The 15429-nt window shown below is 62.5% G+C and carries 21 protein-coding genes and 2 pseudogenes; 9 read left to right on the top strand and 14 right to left on the bottom strand.

Features of this window, described 5'->3' with window-relative positions:
• Positions 1–30: 30 nt before the first annotated feature.
• The 3 genes from FJ414_RS02410 (at position 31) to msrA (ending at position 1418) form a co-directional block, all read left to right on the top strand.
• A complete protein-coding gene (locus FJ414_RS02410) occupies positions 31–399 on the top strand; it encodes a hypothetical protein (protein WP_140640967.1) in 369 nt (122 codons plus the stop codon).
• Complete coding sequence (locus FJ414_RS02415) at positions 392–733, top strand: hypothetical protein (protein WP_140640969.1); 342 nt, start codon at positions 392–394, stop codon at positions 731–733. The genes FJ414_RS02410 and FJ414_RS02415 overlap by 8 nt, the downstream gene beginning before the upstream one ends.
• A gap of 163 nt (positions 734–896) precedes the next feature.
• Positions 897–1418: a peptide-methionine (S)-S-oxide reductase MsrA gene (gene msrA / locus FJ414_RS02420; RefSeq protein WP_140640971.1), complete on the top strand. Its 522-nt coding sequence runs from the start codon at positions 897–899 to the stop codon at positions 1416–1418.
• A 108-nt stretch (positions 1419–1526) separates the two neighbouring features.
• Here msrA and FJ414_RS02425 read toward each other — a convergent pair whose 3' ends face one another.
• Entirely contained in the window at positions 1527–1673 is a 147-nt protein-coding gene (locus tag FJ414_RS02425; protein WP_181180736.1) for a hypothetical protein, read from the bottom strand.
• Positions 1674–1889: 216 nt separating this feature from the next.
• On the opposite strand from FJ414_RS02425, the gene FJ414_RS02430 reads away from it, so the two are divergent.
• Positions 1890–2150, top strand: a complete 261-nt coding sequence (locus FJ414_RS02430) for a hypothetical protein (RefSeq protein WP_140640973.1) — start codon at positions 1890–1892, stop codon at positions 2148–2150.
• Between the two features lie 26 nt (positions 2151–2176).
• Here FJ414_RS02430 and FJ414_RS02435 read toward each other — a convergent pair whose 3' ends face one another.
• From FJ414_RS02435 to FJ414_RS02450, 4 genes are all read right to left on the bottom strand, one after another.
• Entirely contained in the window at positions 2177–2722 is a 546-nt protein-coding gene (locus FJ414_RS02435) for a hypothetical protein (RefSeq protein ID WP_140640975.1), read from the bottom strand.
• Positions 2723–3269: 547 nt separating this feature from the next.
• A complete protein-coding gene (locus FJ414_RS02440; RefSeq protein WP_140640977.1) occupies positions 3270–3710 on the bottom strand; it encodes a GFA family protein in 441 nt (146 codons plus the stop codon).
• 123 nt (positions 3711–3833) lie between these two features.
• Complete coding sequence (locus FJ414_RS02445) at positions 3834–4139, bottom strand: hypothetical protein (protein ID WP_246672275.1); 306 nt, start codon at positions 4137–4139, stop codon at positions 3834–3836.
• 47 nt (positions 4140–4186) lie between these two features.
• The gene (locus FJ414_RS02450; RefSeq protein ID WP_095819989.1) at positions 4187–4354 is read right to left on the bottom strand and encodes a Thivi_2564 family membrane protein; all 168 of its coding nucleotides are present in this window, start codon (positions 4352–4354) and stop codon (positions 4187–4189) included.
• 146 nt (positions 4355–4500) lie between these two features.
• Here FJ414_RS02450 and FJ414_RS31335 point away from each other — a divergent pair, with 146 nt between their 5' ends.
• The gene (locus FJ414_RS31335; protein WP_181181503.1) at positions 4501–4638 is read left to right on the top strand and encodes a hypothetical protein; all 138 of its coding nucleotides are present in this window, start codon (positions 4501–4503) and stop codon (positions 4636–4638) included.
• 94 nt (positions 4639–4732) lie between these two features.
• A complete protein-coding gene (locus tag FJ414_RS02455) occupies positions 4733–4897 on the top strand; it encodes a DUF3309 family protein (protein WP_082048942.1) in 165 nt (54 codons plus the stop codon).
• A 14-nt stretch (positions 4898–4911) separates the two neighbouring features.
• On the opposite strand, the gene FJ414_RS02460 is transcribed toward FJ414_RS02455, so the two are convergent.
• On the bottom strand, positions 4912–6771 hold the full coding sequence (locus FJ414_RS02460; protein ID WP_246672276.1) for a CHASE3 domain-containing protein: 1860 nt from the start codon (positions 6769–6771) through the stop codon (positions 4912–4914).
• A 638-nt stretch (positions 6772–7409) separates the two neighbouring features.
• Here FJ414_RS02460 and FJ414_RS02465 point away from each other — a divergent pair.
• Complete coding sequence (locus FJ414_RS02465) at positions 7410–8633, top strand: anion transporter (protein ID WP_140640979.1); 1224 nt, start codon at positions 7410–7412, stop codon at positions 8631–8633.
• A 56-nt stretch (positions 8634–8689) separates the two neighbouring features.
• On the opposite strand, the gene FJ414_RS02470 is transcribed toward FJ414_RS02465, so the two are convergent.
• A complete protein-coding gene (locus FJ414_RS02470; RefSeq protein WP_140640981.1) occupies positions 8690–9274 on the bottom strand; it encodes a TetR/AcrR family transcriptional regulator in 585 nt (194 codons plus the stop codon).
• Positions 9275–9356: 82 nt separating this feature from the next.
• On the opposite strand from FJ414_RS02470, the gene FJ414_RS02475 reads away from it, so the two are divergent.
• Positions 9357–10193, top strand: a complete 837-nt coding sequence (locus tag FJ414_RS02475) for a crotonase/enoyl-CoA hydratase family protein (RefSeq protein ID WP_140640984.1) — start codon at positions 9357–9359, stop codon at positions 10191–10193.
• Positions 10194–10239: 46 nt separating this feature from the next.
• Here FJ414_RS02475 and FJ414_RS02480 read toward each other — a convergent pair whose 3' ends face one another.
• The 3 genes and pseudogenes from FJ414_RS02480 to FJ414_RS02490 form a co-directional block, all read right to left on the bottom strand.
• A complete protein-coding gene (locus tag FJ414_RS02480; protein ID WP_140640986.1) occupies positions 10240–11316 on the bottom strand; it encodes an HPP family protein in 1077 nt (358 codons plus the stop codon).
• A 214-nt stretch (positions 11317–11530) separates the two neighbouring features.
• Complete coding sequence (locus FJ414_RS02485; RefSeq protein WP_140640988.1) at positions 11531–11815, bottom strand: hypothetical protein; 285 nt, start codon at positions 11813–11815, stop codon at positions 11531–11533.
• Between the two features lie 14 nt (positions 11816–11829).
• A pseudogene (locus FJ414_RS02490) lies at positions 11830–12093 on the bottom strand (SDR family oxidoreductase); the annotation flags it as partial.
• Here FJ414_RS02490 and FJ414_RS02495 point away from each other — a divergent pair.
• Positions 12091–12243, top strand: a pseudogene (locus FJ414_RS02495) (CGNR zinc finger domain-containing protein); the annotation flags it as partial. The pseudogenes FJ414_RS02490 and FJ414_RS02495 sit on opposite strands and share 3 nt — an antisense overlap.
• A 43-nt stretch (positions 12244–12286) precedes the next feature.
• On the opposite strand, the gene FJ414_RS02500 reads toward FJ414_RS02495, so the two are convergent.
• The 4 genes from FJ414_RS02500 to FJ414_RS02515 form a co-directional block, all read right to left on the bottom strand.
• A complete protein-coding gene (locus FJ414_RS02500; protein WP_140640990.1) occupies positions 12287–12589 on the bottom strand; it encodes a cupredoxin family copper-binding protein in 303 nt (100 codons plus the stop codon).
• Positions 12586–13110 carry a DUF4142 domain-containing protein gene (locus tag FJ414_RS02505; RefSeq protein WP_140640992.1) on the bottom strand — a complete coding sequence of 175 codons (525 nt, stop codon included), beginning with the start codon at positions 13108–13110 and terminating at the stop codon, positions 12586–12588. Before FJ414_RS02505 ends, FJ414_RS02500 begins: the two co-directional genes overlap by 4 nt.
• Positions 13111–13209: 99 nt before the next feature.
• Complete coding sequence (locus FJ414_RS02510; RefSeq protein ID WP_140640994.1) at positions 13210–13914, bottom strand: RNA polymerase sigma factor; 705 nt, start codon at positions 13912–13914, stop codon at positions 13210–13212.
• A 140-nt stretch (positions 13915–14054) separates the two neighbouring features.
• Positions 14055–15227 (bottom strand): cystathionine beta-lyase, encoded by a 1173-nt coding sequence (locus FJ414_RS02515; RefSeq protein ID WP_140640996.1) that lies wholly within the window; start codon positions 15225–15227, stop codon positions 14055–14057.
• Between the last annotated feature and the right edge of the window lie 202 nt (positions 15228–15429).

The following is a 15429-nucleotide window of genomic DNA, read 5'->3' on the forward strand; positions in this document are numbered from 1 at the left end:
GCGCTTTCAACATTTTTGCCTGAGGCCCAGATGCCACGCTATGCCACCATCGTCACCGCCGATGACGGCGCCGAGATCGTCAGCGCCATCGGCGAATTCGAAGGCGCAAGCCTGCCGCGCGGCTCAGGCCGTGTCGTGCAGGTCGCGCCAGGCGTGCGCATCGGCATGGTTCGCGGTGGCCCTGATGAGGCCGTCGCCGGTTTTGGTTTTCCGCGCCAGGACCTCGGCCCGTCCTCCGTCCGCGCGGTGACGGCGAAGCTGAAAGCAATGGCCGCGCCGGCCGCCGAAGCCCGGACCGCCAAGCAGGCCAGCGCCAGGCCACGCAGGAAACCAGCGCGCAAGGTCCGCAAGGTCAAGGCGGCGAAAGCCGCGCCATCGCAAGCGGCCACCCATGGCTGACGAAAGCAGGCGCCGCGCCGGCGCGAAGCGGGCAAGCCGAAAGCCGAAGGGCCCCCAAGCCGGGGCCGCTCTGGCCACTCGCCCGAAGCGCCCGCGAAAAACGCTCGTCGACGATTTCGCGGCAGCCCTTCGCGCCGATTTCCGCGCCCATGGCGCCGGCGTCATCGCCGCGGTGCGGGCCGAAAAACCCGAGCAGTATCTGAAGGTCGTGCTGACGCTGCTGCCCAAGGATTTCTCCGAAAGTGTCGATGCCAATCAAAACAGTCTCGGGCAGTTTTCGGATATCGTCTTCGAGGTGATGGTGCGGAGATTCAGGCAAACGCCGGATTCGTGATCGCGACGGCGTCGAAGCCGTGCAAGCATATATTTTCGAAACAGACAGGGGCAGACCGTCCACGCCGGATACTTCGATGCCGGTGTCAGCGATTAGCCGCTCGAACCGCTGGAAGAACCCGGCCGCAACGCCTATCTATGGAGCAATCCAAAGGAGGTGTGACATGGCTTCTTCCACCGAACGCGCGGTCCTTGCGGGCGGCTGCTTCTGGGGCATGCAGGATCTGATCCGGCGCCTGCCCGGCGTGATCTCAACGCGAGTGGGCTACAGCGGCGGCGATGTACCGAACGCCACCTACCGCAACCACGGCACCCACGCCGAGGCGATCGAGATCAACTTCGATCCGGCCAGGACAAGCTTTCGCACATTGCTCGAATTCTTCTTCCAGATCCACGATCCGACGACAAGGAACCGCCAGGGCAACGATATCGGCATGAGCTACCGCTCGGCGATTTTCTACACCAGCGATGAACAGAAGCGGATCGCCGAGGACATGATAGCCGACGTCGACGCGTCCGGCCTGTGGCCTGGCAAGGTCGTCACCGAACTCGCCCCGGTCGGGCCTTTCTGGGAAGCGGAGCCCGAGCATCAGGACTATCTCGAGCGCTATCCCAACGGCTACACCTGCCATTTCGCGCGGCCGGGCTGGAAGCTTCCGGTCCGCCAACAGGCGGCCGCGTCATAGTCAGAGGCCAGGCTGTTTCATACAGCCTTACGCGCTTTGATCCGCCCGCCGTGCCGGAAGGCATGGCGGGCTTTTTGCGTTCCGGCCGCCGTCTCGGGCGGGCAAACCTCAGCCCTTGGCGCGGCGGCCTTCGTGTTCGTGGCTGCCGATCCAGTGGGCGCGGATGCGGTCGCTGGCTTCGAGATAGGCCATGTCGATCAGATAGGTCAGAAGCTTCTCGCCATCGGCCTCCGCCTTCTGGCGAAGTTCTCGCAAGATCCCCTGCGCAAACTGCAGGTTTTCCATTTTGCTAGGCTGGTCCATGGATGCCCCCAAATGTCTGTGCGGTAAGTTTGGCTCACTATGCTTGTACGAACATTGTCACCACGCTCGCGGCGAAGCTGTACTCGGTTGCACTGATGCCCGATCAACGAACCTGTTGGACATTGCGCGGAAATGTCGATATTTTACGCGCCCAATCGGATGGCGACCATGCACGAAGACGAGGGCAGCACTCCTGACAAGTTGCAAGCCATGCTTGACGTGATTGCCAGGAGCGAGCCCTTGAGCGAGAGCGGGCAGGCGGATTTCGGCCGGTTGAGGGCCGACGCCGCCAAGGCCGCCGGCGTGCTGATCGAATTTTACGGCGATGCGGCCCTGGAACGGGCCAAGCTCATCGAGCGCCGATCGCCCCAGTCGCATTTCGCGCGTATGGTCGCGGCTGAAGTCGGCAGGCGCGGCAAGCGAAGCTGATCCGCAAACAATCGGCGAAAGCCGCTTCAAGACGATCTTCGCCTCCCCAGCCTTGCGCCAAGCCGCTGCTCGACCTCTTCCTCGACATTGTCCAGGAGATAGGACATCAGGTCGTGTCCGATCGATCGCGCTAGGTCCTTGGCTTGCCCGACATGGTTGCGGATCTCGCGCAGCGCCCGCTCTTCGCACGCGGCCTCGTTCGTCAAATCGACGAACCAGCCGGGATAGAGCGCTGCCTCGCCCGCCCCGTCAACGCAACATTGGCCGACGGCCAGGATCTTGCGCAATCCCATCTTTTCGGAATGGACCCTATAGACCTCCCTGAAGCCGGCCCTGCGCTCCACGGCCTTGCGGATAGCCAGCCGAACCCTTGAGCGGTCGTCCTTATCGATGCTTTGCATGCATCGTTCAAGTGAGGCGCCGTGGGAGAACTCATCGAGTGTCAGACCGAAATAATCTGAAAGATTGGCATCGCCATAGACACGGTCGCGCTTGATGTCCCAGGTCCAGAACCCGTCGATCGGTGGATACCGCATATGCATGTTGCGGCCGTGTTCAGGCGCCGATGTCATGAAAACCGCCCCGTCCGGTTTCAAGATTCGGCAGCACTATGTAGCAAAAAATGAAAGAAACAAAGATGGCCTTTTGTACAAGGCCGGAAGTCATAAGGCTTGCTGCCAATGGCATTTCGGGATGTCATATTTGATATAATCAGAAAGAGGGCGAAGAGAAAATTTCTTGAGCCGAAAGAATTTTCACTTTGGTAACGCAACTGCAGCTTGGTATTTCACATGGCAAGCGCAGCGGGCAAGCAGGCAAAACAATCCCGGAGGTGTATTTCCGCAAGAAACATGACTGAAAATTCTTATATTTTGTAAAACGGATAAAATTCTTTGCGTGCTGCTGTCTGGAACCAGGCCGGCTTGCGGCCTCATGTTCGCCGCATCCCACAACGCTAACGTCAGCTGATTGGCCGGCAAACCGACCGGTGGTTGAAAATGCGAAACTTCCAGAAAGCCCGAGCATATCGGCCCACGGCCGGGCGTTTTTCCGGACGTGCCGGAGGCACCGGTGGACCGAAGATTATCGTTCTGACTAAAAGTCCGCCAAGAACTCAACCTAGGCCGAACTTTGCAGTGGCTCCGGTCCGGCTCCAGCGCCTGCCGTCGAATCATCGGCGATCCGGTCATGCTCGAATTGCCGCGCCGCGGGGAGGGCTTGCAACCAGGGCTCGCGGCGTCCGATCCACAGCTCGTAGCTCGGCATCAGCCCTTCAGTCGGAGCAATGTCCAGGCTGCCGATCGTGACCTCGGCCTCGTCATCGCCGACGAAAGGAACGCGGCTTCCGCAGGTGGGGCAAAAACTCCGAGCGCCATAGTTGCTGGTGATGCCGGTGGTTTCGAACGCTCTTAGCGGCCATACGGCGTAGGCATGGAACGCCGATCCGCTTGTCTTGCGGCAGTCCTTGCAGTGACAGAGGCCGACCCGGAGTGGCTCGCCATTGACGCGGAACTGCACGCCGCCACACAGGCAACTGCCGCTGCGCGCGATTTCAGGCATTGCCGTTCCTCCTGCGGTTGTGCATGGAGCCGCGTTTCTCTCGCGCCCGGCAAGTCCCGCTGCTGGCTGCTAAAACCCGCAGGAGGTTGCAATGGTTCCGCGCCGGCGCGCAAGAAGCATCGGTCAATCGGGAAAGTTGATCGGCTCCTCGCACCGATAGACGCGGCACTCGCCGCCTTTGGTCGGAACCGTCGTCGAGACAGGCACTTCCGGCCAGTCGCACTCATTGCCGAATTGCCGGACGAACCGGTCATAGGTGTCTGGACCCGTGGTCAAGACCACGGCATGGTCGCTTTTGATCAGCGCCTGCGTCTGCGCGCAAGTCATGGCGCGCGTATCTGGCCGGGCATAGGCAACGCTCGCGGCGCACAACATTGTGCCGCCCAGCAATATCTTGCCTGCGGTAAGTGCGATCGACGGGGGTCTCATGGGACACCAGGTTTTTGACGTTTCCGAGTGCCGAATATGGATCGCGGCTAGAACACCGCAAGATATTTGAGCAGAGAAATGATGCCGATGATGATGACGATGATCTGCGCGATCTGCCGCGCGCGGGCATCGAGCGGCAGCCGTTGCACGAGGTAGAGCACCAGGATCACCACCAGGAAGGTGATCAATATGCCGATGAGAACCGATGCGCCCATATGCCTGCCTCCGTTTTATCCCAAGGTTGCCCAGATCGGGCTGCCTCAAACGTTGCGGACGGGAGAATGGTTCCACGAAGGTCAAGTGGAACAGGAGACTTGGCGAAGACGTTGTTCAGCATCTCTGAATATTAAAGGATGGGAACGTGAAAGACGTATTCAGCACCGCTACCCTCATCGCCTCGATCGCGATCGCCATCGCGCTTATGTTTTTGGTTCCCATCAAACTTGAGGCCAACCCCGGGCAGCCAATGGTGTCGGCTCACTCGGCCAGTCCTGAATAGCATCGGCCCGGAGGTGAGCGGAACATGCGTGCCGCTTGCGAGTTGACTTGGTCATAACGGCGCTGGGTTCGCGCTTCAGAAAGAGGAAAAGTCCATGGGTCTCGGCACAATTCTTATAATCATTCTTATCCTTGCCCTGCTGGGCGGCTTCAGTGGCTTGGGCGGCGGGCCGTTCTACGGCACGGGCTACTATGGCGGCGGTGGTCTGGGGCTGGTTCTTGTCATTGTCATCATTCTGGTTGTGCTCGGACGGATCTGATAGCCGCCCAGCAATCAAGCCAGCGCATCCCTCAGCTTCGCCGCCAGCTGTTCCAGCGTGAACGGCTTGGCGATGAAGTGCACATCGTGGTCGAGCACGCCATTGTGCACGACCGCGTTACGGGTGAAGCCGGTCATAAACACCACTTTCAGCGATTGGGAATGCCCGCGTGCCTGTTCGGCCAACTGACGGCCGTTCATGCCCGGCATAACGATATCCGTCAGCATCAGTGCGATGGCCGCATTCTCGGCGAGCGTGCGCAGCGCCTCCTCACCGCTCGCGGCCTCAACGACCGTGTAGCCGAGCTCCAGCAGCGTAGCGGCCGTCGAAAAGCGCACGCGGGCGTCATCCTCGACGAGCAGGACGGTTTCGGTGGCCGGGACATCGCTCCTGCCACTTGCTTTTGGCGGCGCTGCCGCCTCTTCCGGGCCTGTGAAACGTGGAAGATAGATCTTGATCGTCGTGCCTTCGCCGGGCTCCGAATAGATTTTGACGTGTCCGCCCGATTGCTTGACGAAGCCGAACACTTGGCTGAGCCCGAGCCCCGTTCCCTTGGTTGCAGGCTTGGTGGTGAAGAACGGCTCGAAAGCCTTGGCCATGATGTCGGGTGACATGCCAGCGCCGGTGTCGGTCACCGCGATCATGACATACTGGCCAGCCTTCACCTCCGGATGCGCCACCGCATAGGCTTCATCGAGATAGCAATTGGCCGTCTCGATGGTGAGCTTGCCCTTTTCGTCCATCGCGTCGCGCGCGTTGACCGCCAGGTTGATGATCGCGTTCTCGACCTGGCTCGGGTCGGCATGCGTTTTCCAGAGTCCGCCCGCCAGCACCGTTTCGATCTCGACCGCATGGCCGAGCGCGCGGCGCAAAAGGTCCGACATGCCGGCGACGAGGCGATTGGCGTCGACGATCTGTGGCGCCAGTGGCTGCTGCCTGGAAAAGGCAAGCAGCCTGGCCGTGAGATTGGCGGCGCGCGCCGCGGCGTCGGCGGCCGCCTCGACGAAGCTCTGCACGTCATGTTCGCCGCGGGCTAGCTTGCGCTGCGCGATATTCATGGCGCTGGTGATGACGGCCAGCATATTGTTGAAATCATGCGCGATGCCGCCCGTGAGCTGGCCAACCGCTTCCATCTTCTGCACCTGGCGAAGTTGCGACTCCGCCTTTTCACGCGTCTCGATCTCGTTGAGCAGCGCAGCGTTCTTCGCGCTCAAGGCGTCTTGCGCCGTAGCCACCTCGTGGAAGCGGCGGCTGGATTGGCGGATCGTGTAGATGCCGAGCAGGAAGATGCCCAGCAGCGCGGCGAACGAGCCGGCGCGCAACCAGCCTTCGATTTGCTCCATGCGCTCCGCGCGGGAAGCGAAGCTCGCGCCGTCGATGCGCCGGATCGCGTCGATATTGGCGCGGATCTGGTCCATATCCAGCTTGCCCCGGCCGCCGCGCACGATGTCCAGGGCCTTGGCCGTGTTGCCCATGTCGTAGAGCCTGATCGTCTCCGCGAGTTCGGCCTGCTTGCGGGTAATCGCATCCTTGATGCCGACGGCCTGCTGCGCCCTGTCGCTGCCGGCCGGAAACATCTCGTCGATGCGCCTGAGCAGCGCCGGCAGCGCATCGACCGCATGCTGATATGGCAGCAGGTAATTCTTCTCGCCTGTCAGCAGATAGCCGCGCTGGCCGGTCTCGGCGTCCTGGGCGAGCGATAGCAGGCCCGACAGCAACTGCTGGGCTTCGAACGCTTCGCGGCTGGCGTCGCGATCCGCGATCTGCGCTTCGGCGAGGATGGCGCGTGCGCCAATGATCAGTGCGACAGTGGCAAAGCCGGCAAGGAGCGGAAGCGCTTGCCATCGCAGGGCGCGTCGCAGTCGGACGATCATTGCTTTGTCAGCCCTGAGGAAATCATGAAATTCGCCAAGTCGTAGGCGGCGGCAAAGCGCAAGGCAATAGCCAAGTCCATCAGGCAATGAATGCAGCAAGTTAGCCAGGTCTGGCTATGTCAAACTTTAACGACAGCGCGCTCGGCCGATGCCAAAAGGAAGATTCCGCCGCGGCTGCGTTTGGCGGTCGACCGGCACTCCTCCACGGGTCTCGTTAGCTCTGGCGTCCGCTGCATTCGAGGCAGACAATGCTGTGTCCAGGACAACTCAGCCGATGCGTGCCTCCTGGGCAGCAATGGCCATTTGAGCTCAGCCAGCGCGCGCAAACGAAAACTTTCTTGGCCCCATGACAACGGGAGCATTCCTGCGGACGCATCAATTCCTCCCGTGGCGGGACGCGATGTTCCGCTTCAACGACCGTATTCATCCGTTTAGTCCCCAACGCCTGGATATCGGTCACATATGTTAATTCACTATTCTTTACATTAGGGTTTATGAACGTGAAAGGCATGAAAGCGAGACAAGGCTTTCATGCGCTTGCGCGCTTTCCCTTTGCGCTGGCCTTGTTAAATGTGGTGCCGCCCGATGCGTCGACGGATTCTGGCGGGGGCAGGGCAGGCAACGGGAACCTTCTTGCAATGACTTGGACTGGCGCCGGCGCGCTTTTCATCCTCGTGCTCACCTATGCTGGCGTCGCCGTCGGCCGTATCCCGGGCCTGCGCCTCGACCGCGCCGGCATTGCGCTGCTGGGCGGCGCCGCCATGATCGCCATCGGCGCGATCGGCATCGATGATGCCTACAAAGCCATCAATTTCGACACCATCACGTTGCTGCTCGGCATGATGATCGTCGTGGCGCATCTGAAGGTCTCCGGCGCGTTTCGGGCGCTCGGCGGCTTTGCCATCGAGCATGCCCATGCACCGTTCATGCTTTTGGTGATGGTGACGCTGTTGACCGGCTTGCTCTCGGCCTTCCTGGTCAATGACGCGATCTGCCTGGTGATGGCGCCGATCGTCGTCCACGTCACACGGGTCATCAACCGCAACCCGGTGCCTTACCTCATCGCCACCTGCACGGCCTCGAACTGCGGCAGCGTCGCCACCATTACCGGCAATCCGCAGAACATGGTGATCGGCGCGCTGTCCGGCATTTCCTATCCGGCTTTCACGCTGGCGCTCGCGCCGGTGGCGCTGTTCGGCCTGCTCTGCGTCATCGTCATCGTGCGCATCGTCTACCGCGCCGAATTCTCCCGCCCCGCCGAACTCAGCCCAGAAGTCTATCGCGGCCGCATGCTGCCCGGGCAGGTGTTGAAGGCCACCATCGTCTGCGTGTTGCTGGCGCTCGCCTTCTTTGCCGGCGTTCCCGTCGCCAAGGCAGCACTGATTGCCGGCGCCTTCCTGCTGGTCACCCGGGCTATCAAGCCGCGGCGCATCTACCGCGAGATCGACGGGCCGCTGCTCTTCATGTTCGCCGGCCTGTTCGTGGTGGTGGCCGGCGCCGAGCGCACGCTGCTCACGCCCGGTATGATCGCTTGGGCGAAGAACATCGGCCTCGACGATGTCTGGCGGCTCTCTGGCTTCACCGCGGTGCTTTCAAACATCATGAGCAATGTGCCGGCGGTACTGGCGCTCCGGCCCTTCATCCCTGGGTTGGAAAACCCGGAGCGCGCCTGGCTTGTTGTGGCAATGAGCTCGACGCTTGCCGGTAATTTCACGCTGCTCGGCTCGGTCGCCAATCTGATTGTCGCCGAGCAGGCAAAGGCGGCCGGCAAGGAGCTTTCCTTCTCCGCCTTCTTCAAGGTGGGCCTGCCGCTGACGCTGGTGACGCTTCTGGTCGGTACGGCCTGGCTGGCCTGGTCCTGAGGATGCGGTCCTTTCGGACCGCTCTATTCGGAGCGCAGGGAGCGCTACGATCCGGCTTAGCCTTTGCCCGTCATCCTTGCCCGTATCAGCGTCGCGGCGGCGTGGCCGGCGGCGGCGACGTAGTCGGGGTCGTGATGGATCAGCATGCTGGAAAAGGCGCCGTCCATCAGAAGCACGATCTCGCGCGCTAGCATTTTCGCCTCGGCGACATCGTGGCTTGAAAGCGCGCTTGCCAGCCATTTTTCGAAATTGGTCTTGTGGCGCGCTCCAGCCTTCACCGCCGGATGCCCCGGCGTCGCGGCCAACTCTGCCGCCGTGCGCAGGAAGCCGCAGCCCTTCCATTTGGGGTGGCGCGCCACCCGCGCCAGGTTGGTGAAGATTGCTTCCACCTTTTTATCCGCGCCGCCCTCCGCCGCCTCGAACCAGCCGGCCATCTGCTCGAGATTGGGCTGGTCGCGGCCGTCGAGATAGGCCGCGATCAGGTCGTCCTTGCTCTTGAAGTGATAGTAGAGCGTGCGCTTGGTGAGCCCCGCTTTTTCGGCCACCGCATCGACACTGACGCGGCCGATGCCTTCGGCATAGAACAGCTTGGTCGCCGCGTCGACGAGGCGCTTTCGGGTGGGATTGGCCTTTTCGCTCATGTTCGTAGTATACCGACTAGTGAATATACAAGCAATCGAAAGCCTGCTCCTTATCCCGCCGAACCGCCGGAAAGGAAAAGTCATGACCGACCTTGTGCTGAGCGAGACGCGCGACGGCGTCGTCATCCTCACCCTCAACCGTCCCGACAAGCTGAACGCGCTGAATTACGCGCTGATCGACCGGCTGCTGTCGCTTCTCGACCTGATCGAGACGGACGATGGCGTGCGCGCCGTCATCCTTACCGGGGCAGGGGAGCGCGCCTTCTCCGCCGGCGCCGATATCCGTGAATTCGCGGTGAGCGTCGAGGCAGGTACGGATGTGGCGCTGCGCGATTTCGTGACGCGCGGCCAGCGCCTGACGGCGCGGCTGGAGGCATTTCGCAAGCCGGTCATCGCCGCCGTCAACGGCCTCGCCTTTGGCGGCGGCTGCGAAATCACCGAAGCGGTGCCGCTGGCGATCGCCAGTGATCGCGCCCTGTTTGCAAAGCCCGAGATAAAACTCGCCATGCCGCCGACATTCGGCGGCACGCAGCGCCTGCCGAGACTGGCCGGCCGCAAGCGCGCGCTGGAACTGCTCCTCACCGGGGATGCGTTCTCACCCGCCCGGGCAATAGAGCTCGGCCTCGTCAACCAGGTCGTGCCGCACGGTCAGTTGATGCCGGCCGCGCTCGACCTCGCGCGGCGTATCGTCAGCCATTCGCAGGCGGCGGTGGCGAGCATCCTCACCGCTGTCACGCGCGGCCTCAACCAGAGTATCGCCGAAGGCCTGCTCGTCGAGGCCGAGCAGTTCGCCCGCATGGCTCCCACGGCCGATCTGCGCGAAGGCCTGAGTGCCTGGAGGGAGCGACGCAAGCCGATCTATGACGGCACATGGATGCATATCACCCGGCCGGCCGGGACAAGACGAGCGGCGCGGTAGCGCGATCGAACGGAGAGCGGGGGCATGCCAGGTGATTGGTCCAGCACTATGCCACCGCTTTGAGCTGCGCCGGCGCCTGTACGCGCGCGGCTGCCGCCAGCATGTCGGTCTGGGTGATCAGGCCGAGTATACGCCGCTCGCTATCGACGATCACCACGGCATGGCTGCGCCCGTCGGTCAGCACAGGCAGCAGGCTCATCGCCGGCGTGTCGGGTAAGGCGGTGCCGGCCTTCGACATCACCCCTTTCACCGTATCGGTGGCTCTCGTCAGCTCGCGCAGGCCTACCGCACCGGTGAGCCTGCCGTCCGTGTCGACCACCGGCAGAGTGCGGATGTTGTGATCGATCAGCTGTTTGCGTGCTTCGTCGGCCAAGGCGGTTTCCGGCACCGAGATCACATCGCGGGACATGATATCTTTGCACAGCAGCGTGCGCTGCGAGCGCACCATCGCCTGCAACTCGACCTGACGCAGCAGGCGCTCCAGGTCGTCGCGGTCGATGTCGAAAGTCTCGTCCAGCGCGGACAGCGCCGCATCGACGTCCTCGGGCCGGAAACCGACACGCTCGGCCGGCGGCCGGTCGGCGGTGCCGTGGCCGCCCGCGGGTTGATGCACGTGTGGATAGCTGCGTCGTGACAGCTTGTGGAACAGAAAACCGAGCGTCACCAATATGATTGAGTTCAATGCCACCGGCACAAAAGGAAACAGGAAGCCGGCGGCGGCAACGGCCGGCCCCCCGAGTACGCCGGTAAGCGCTGCTGCGCCGCCCGGCGGATGCAATGAGCGCGAGAATGACATGGCGGCGATTGCCAGCGCCACCGCAAGGCCAGAGGCGATCACCGTGTCGTGCACAAAATGCGCCACCGTCACGCCGACCAGCGCCGAGATCGTGTTGCCGCCGATGATCGACCAGGGCTGCGCCAACGGGCTCGAGGGAACGGCAAAGAGCAACACCGCCGAAGCGCCCATCGGCGCCACCAGCATTGCTACATCCGCGCCCTTGCCCATCGCAAGCCCGCTGATCACGCCGGTCAGCGCGATGCCGATCACGGCACCGATGCAGGCGATCAGCCGTTCGCGCAGCGTGGCGCCGGCTAGGATCGGAACAAAGAGGCGGAACGCCATGGCAGGTCCTGGATCGATTGGGGTGGAATTGCGTTGCTCGCAATGCCGTTGAAACCACGGATTTGGAAGCCAAACCAATCCGTATATTCGCAGCCTCGGAGAATATTATTGCGCCGCCAGCTGCGTAGGACATGCCGCCAGCGGCCTCGGCTTTCTCAATCGCGCCAAGGCGTTACGGCCGTTTGCGGAATCGGCCCTGCAATCGCCGGCCACCCTACCTTTGCTTTGGCCGGGCGTTGAATCCCAGCGCGCCGAGTACCTTCACCGCACCACTCTTGCCCCCTTCGAAATCGCCAGAGGCTAGCCGCGCACCCGTGGCGAACTCATAGGCGGTGCCGAGGATCGCCTTTGGTGGATAAAGACGGTCTTCCCAGGCCAATTCATAGGTCGTGGTCGGCGCAAAGCCGTGCTCGGCGAAAAACCGGTCAGGCCCCAGCCGGTCGTAGTCCTCTATCGCGCGCAAGATATGCGCGCGCGTCACGCGATCCCAGGTAATCATTGCATTGTCCTCCCTCAGGCAGACTTCACCTCACCGCCGTCCATGCGCAGCGTCGAGCCGGTCATCCAGCGTGCCGCCGGCGAGACGAGGAAGGCCATCAGTTCGGCGATCTCCTCCGGGTCTCTATATCGGGCGATGCCGGCTTCTTTCGGAAAATTCGCCGCCGCATCCTTGACGCTCATCGTGTGCAGCGGTGCCCAGTGCTCGAGATAGGAGCGTCGCCGGCCGGTCATCACCGGTCCCGGCAACACGCTGTTGACCTGCACGCCATCGGCAATGTGAAGGCTTGTGAAGGTTCCGCCTGGACGTTGCTTTTCGCCGACCATACGCGCGGTCACAGACGCCGCTGGTGCAGCATGGCCGCCTGTGGCAACTGGGCAAAGCAGGCCACGCACCGGCACAGGCACAAGGATGATGACCACAACTAAATCGAGCGAGGCGCGGCGCGCCTCGCTCGATTGGTAGGTCGGATCAAGGGGCTACCTCGATACGGCCCTTCATGTTGGGATGGAAGCGGCAGAAATAGTCGACCGCTCCCGCCGCCTTCAGCGTGACCTTGCCCTTCGACTTTGCCGGGATCATCACATCCCAGCCGCCTTTGACCGTGGCGGTGTGGGCGAGAATATCGTTGTTCGTCCACTCGATCGTATCGCCGACCTTGGCCTGAATGCTTGCCGGCGAGAAGACCAGCTTGTCGATCGTCACCTCGATCGTGGTCGAAAGCGCCGGCGAAGCGATGAGCGTCAGCGCCATGGCAAGAAGCAGCGGCCTCATTTCAGCATGCCGGCGACATGTTCGGCATGCTGCTCATGTCCCTGGAAGATCTTGAGACCAGTCTCCAGCAGGCTCTTCAGTTCGGCATTGCTGGCCGATGGGATTAGTAGGGTTTCGAGCGCGCCGTTGACCTGCTTGTGATAGGCGACTTCGTTGTCTATATAGGCCTTGTCGAAGGCAGCACCTTTCAACTTCGCCAGCTTGGCGCGTTCTTCCTCCGCCGCCTTGGCCAGCGCCTTGCTGGTGTCATTGTCCTCGGGCGTGACCTTCAGCTTCTTCACCAGATCGAGCGCCTGCTTGTTCACCGCCTCATGGTCGCGCGCCATGTCCTTGGCGAAGTCGACGACCGCCTTGTTCTTGGACTTCTTGATGGCCAGCTTGGCCGCTTCGATGTCGATCGCGTCGGCCGTATAGGCGATGTGGGCGATCTGCGGGTCGGTGGGCTTTTCGGCGGCTAGCGCCAGCGGCGCGGTGCTGACGAAGAAAAGGGCTGCGAGGGCGGCGGTCGGTCGCATGAACATGATATCTCCTTCGCCCGGCGCGCATGGCCCTGGGCTCATCCGGTGTTGACTGCCATTGGATGCGGGCGAGAACGAAATGTTCCCGGGAAAAGACCGAAATCAGTGCTCGAATCCGAGCCCTGTCATCACCGCCTGCGTCAGCCGATCGCAGCGCCGGCCGGCGAAGGGGAAGGCGTCGAGCAGCACCGGGCCGATCTCGTCATCGAGCGCCTTGCGCACCAGGGCACGCGCCCGGTGCAGCCTCGTCTTCACCGTTTCCTGCCGGATACCCAAAAGCTCGGCGGTTTCCTCGATGCTCAGGCCCTCGATGACACGGGCTACGAAGACGGTGCGATAGACATCGGGAAGGCTGTCGGTCGCCCGTTCGACAAGTCCCAGAATCTGCCGCTGCGCCATCGTCCGCTCCGGATCGTCACCTGGATTCAAGTCGTTTTGGTTCAAGGGAAACCGGATGATCTGCGCCTCCGTGTTTTCGGGCATCGCTACGACGCGCTTGCGCTTGCGCTTGCGCAGCCGGCCGAGCGCTTCGTTGATGACGATGCGTGACAGCCAGGTGGAAAGCGAAGCCTCGCCGCGAAAGGCGCCGAGATTGGCGAAGGCGCGCATATAGGTCTCCTGCACGACGTCTTCGGCCTCGGCGTCGTTGCGCACGACGCTGCGCGCGATGCGGTAGAGCCGCTGGTTGTGCGTCTTGATGATAGTGCGGAACGCACCCGGATCGCTCGCAAGCGCCCGTCTGACCAATGCCATGTCGCCGGCCCTGGCCGCACCGATTTCGGCGGCTTCAATAGCAGGCTGTCTCATCTCGCCCCGATCTCCCGGCAACGTTACATCCGCGATTGGATGCGCCTGCCGACAAAAGGTTCCCGAGTGGGTAGCACTGGCAATGCTACTTCTTCGACCGAGGCATGTCTGCCGGTCGGAATCTTGCGCCGATCAGCCTGTCACCCGGCCGCGGCTGCCGCTGCCAGCCCGCGCAGAATATCGGCCTTGAGGTCCTCGACATCTTCCAGCCCGACTTGCAGCCGGATCAGCGAGCCGGCATACGAACCCCTGGCAAGTATGCGGTCGCCGAGGAAGACCGGAACGGCGAGGCTCTCATAGCCGCCCCAGGAATAGCCGAGACCGAAGATCTTGAGCGCATCGAGGAAGGCATGCTGCGCCTTCTGCCCGCCGCCGTTGAGCACGATCGAGAAAATGCCGCTGGAGCCGCAGAAATCGCGCTTCCAGAGCGCATGGTCGGGATGGCTTTCCAGAGCCGGGTGCAGCACCTGCCCGACGCCGGGCTGCTCTTCCAGCCAGCCCGCGATCTCGAGCGCGCTCTTGCGGTGATGCTCAAGCCGCACTCCCATCGTGCGCAAGCCGCGCAGCACCTGGTAGATGTCGTCGGGTCCCGAACAGCAGCCGAGCGTGCAGAAGCCATCATAAAGCTGCTTCCAATGGGTCTCGTTGGCCGACACCGTGCCGAGCAGCACGTCGGAATGGCCGGCCGGATATTTCGTCGCCGCATGGATCGAGATGTCGACGCCATGGTCGAGCGGCTTGAAATAGAGCGGCGTCGCCCAGGTGTTGTCCATCATCACGATAGCGCCGGCAGCATGCGCAGCCTTGGCGATAGCCGGGATGTCCTGCACCTCGTAGGTGTTCGATCCCGGCGATTCGGTGAACACCACCTTTGTGTTCGGCTTGATCAGCGATGCGATGCCGGCGCCGATGCGCGGCTCGTAGTATTCGACCTCGACGCCGAGCCGCTTCAGCATCGTATCAGCGAAGTGGCGCGTCGGGTGGTAGACGCTGTCGACGATCAACAGGTGGTCGCCGGCGGCAAGGAAGGTGAGTAGCGGTATCGTCACCGCCGCCAGCCCGGAAGGCACCGCGATCGTGCCGGCCGAGCCTTCCAGCGCATCGACGGCGAGCGTCAGCGCGTCCATCGTCGGTGTGCCGCGCGTGCCGTAAGTGTATTTCTGGCTGCGCCCGGCCATCGAAGCGGCATCGGGATAGAGCACCGTCGAGGCATGCACGACCGGCGGGTTGACGAAGCCGAAATAGTCGTGCGGGTTGTTGCCCGAATGGGCAAGCAGCGTGTTGATGCCCATTTCGATGCCGTCTCTAGCCATGGTTCGTCGCCTGTCGAATGATGTCAGCGGACCAGCCATAAAGCGGCGGCAATGCCGGCGCAACCGCGCCGAGCCCGCCAAAAGCCGATCTTCCGCTGGGCCAATGCAAAGGCGCACAAGCCCAGTAAAGCACCGCTATTGCCGCTGCGGATTCTGGCGCCGGACCACCGATTCGCGGCGGCGCAACTTGGCTGATTTGTTC

The organism is Mesorhizobium sp. B3-1-6 (assembly GCF_006439555.1).
In the GTDB taxonomy this organism is placed as follows: Bacteria; Pseudomonadota; Alphaproteobacteria; order Rhizobiales; family Rhizobiaceae; genus Mesorhizobium.

Coding starts and splice junctions, on each gene's coding strand:
- FJ414_RS02410 (WP_140640967.1), top strand. CDS start 31: ATGCCACGCTATGCCACCATCGTCACCGCCGATGACGGCGCCGAGATC.
- FJ414_RS02415 (WP_140640969.1), top strand. CDS start 392: ATGGCTGACGAAAGCAGGCGCCGCGCCGGCGCGAAGCGGGCAAGCCGA.
- msrA (WP_140640971.1), top strand. CDS start 897: ATGGCTTCTTCCACCGAACGCGCGGTCCTTGCGGGCGGCTGCTTCTGG.
- FJ414_RS02430 (WP_140640973.1), top strand. CDS start 1,890: ATGCACGAAGACGAGGGCAGCACTCCTGACAAGTTGCAAGCCATGCTT.
- FJ414_RS02435 (WP_140640975.1), bottom strand. CDS start 2,722: ATGACATCGGCGCCTGAACACGGCCGCAACATGCATATGCGGTATCCA.
- FJ414_RS02440 (WP_140640977.1), bottom strand. CDS start 3,710: ATGCCTGAAATCGCGCGCAGCGGCAGTTGCCTGTGTGGCGGCGTGCAG.
- FJ414_RS02445 (WP_246672275.1), bottom strand. CDS start 4,139: ATGAGACCCCCGTCGATCGCACTTACCGCAGGCAAGATATTGCTGGGC.
- FJ414_RS02450 (WP_095819989.1), bottom strand. CDS start 4,354: ATGGGCGCATCGGTTCTCATCGGCATATTGATCACCTTCCTGGTGGTG.
- FJ414_RS02455 (WP_082048942.1), top strand. CDS start 4,733: ATGGGTCTCGGCACAATTCTTATAATCATTCTTATCCTTGCCCTGCTG.
- FJ414_RS02460 (WP_246672276.1), bottom strand. CDS start 6,771: ATGATCGTCCGACTGCGACGCGCCCTGCGATGGCAAGCGCTTCCGCTC.
- FJ414_RS02465 (WP_140640979.1), top strand. CDS start 7,410: ATGACTTGGACTGGCGCCGGCGCGCTTTTCATCCTCGTGCTCACCTAT.
- FJ414_RS02470 (WP_140640981.1), bottom strand. CDS start 9,274: ATGAGCGAAAAGGCCAATCCCACCCGAAAGCGCCTCGTCGACGCGGCG.
- FJ414_RS02475 (WP_140640984.1), top strand. CDS start 9,357: ATGACCGACCTTGTGCTGAGCGAGACGCGCGACGGCGTCGTCATCCTC.
- FJ414_RS02480 (WP_140640986.1), bottom strand. CDS start 11,316: ATGGCGTTCCGCCTCTTTGTTCCGATCCTAGCCGGCGCCACGCTGCGC.
- FJ414_RS02485 (WP_140640988.1), bottom strand. CDS start 11,815: ATGATTACCTGGGATCGCGTGACGCGCGCGCATATCTTGCGCGCGATA.
- FJ414_RS02500 (WP_140640990.1), bottom strand. CDS start 12,589: ATGAGGCCGCTGCTTCTTGCCATGGCGCTGACGCTCATCGCTTCGCCG.
- FJ414_RS02505 (WP_140640992.1), bottom strand. CDS start 13,110: ATGTTCATGCGACCGACCGCCGCCCTCGCAGCCCTTTTCTTCGTCAGC.
- FJ414_RS02510 (WP_140640994.1), bottom strand. CDS start 13,914: ATGAGACAGCCTGCTATTGAAGCCGCCGAAATCGGTGCGGCCAGGGCC.
- FJ414_RS02515 (WP_140640996.1), bottom strand. CDS start 15,227: ATGGCTAGAGACGGCATCGAAATGGGCATCAACACGCTGCTTGCCCAT.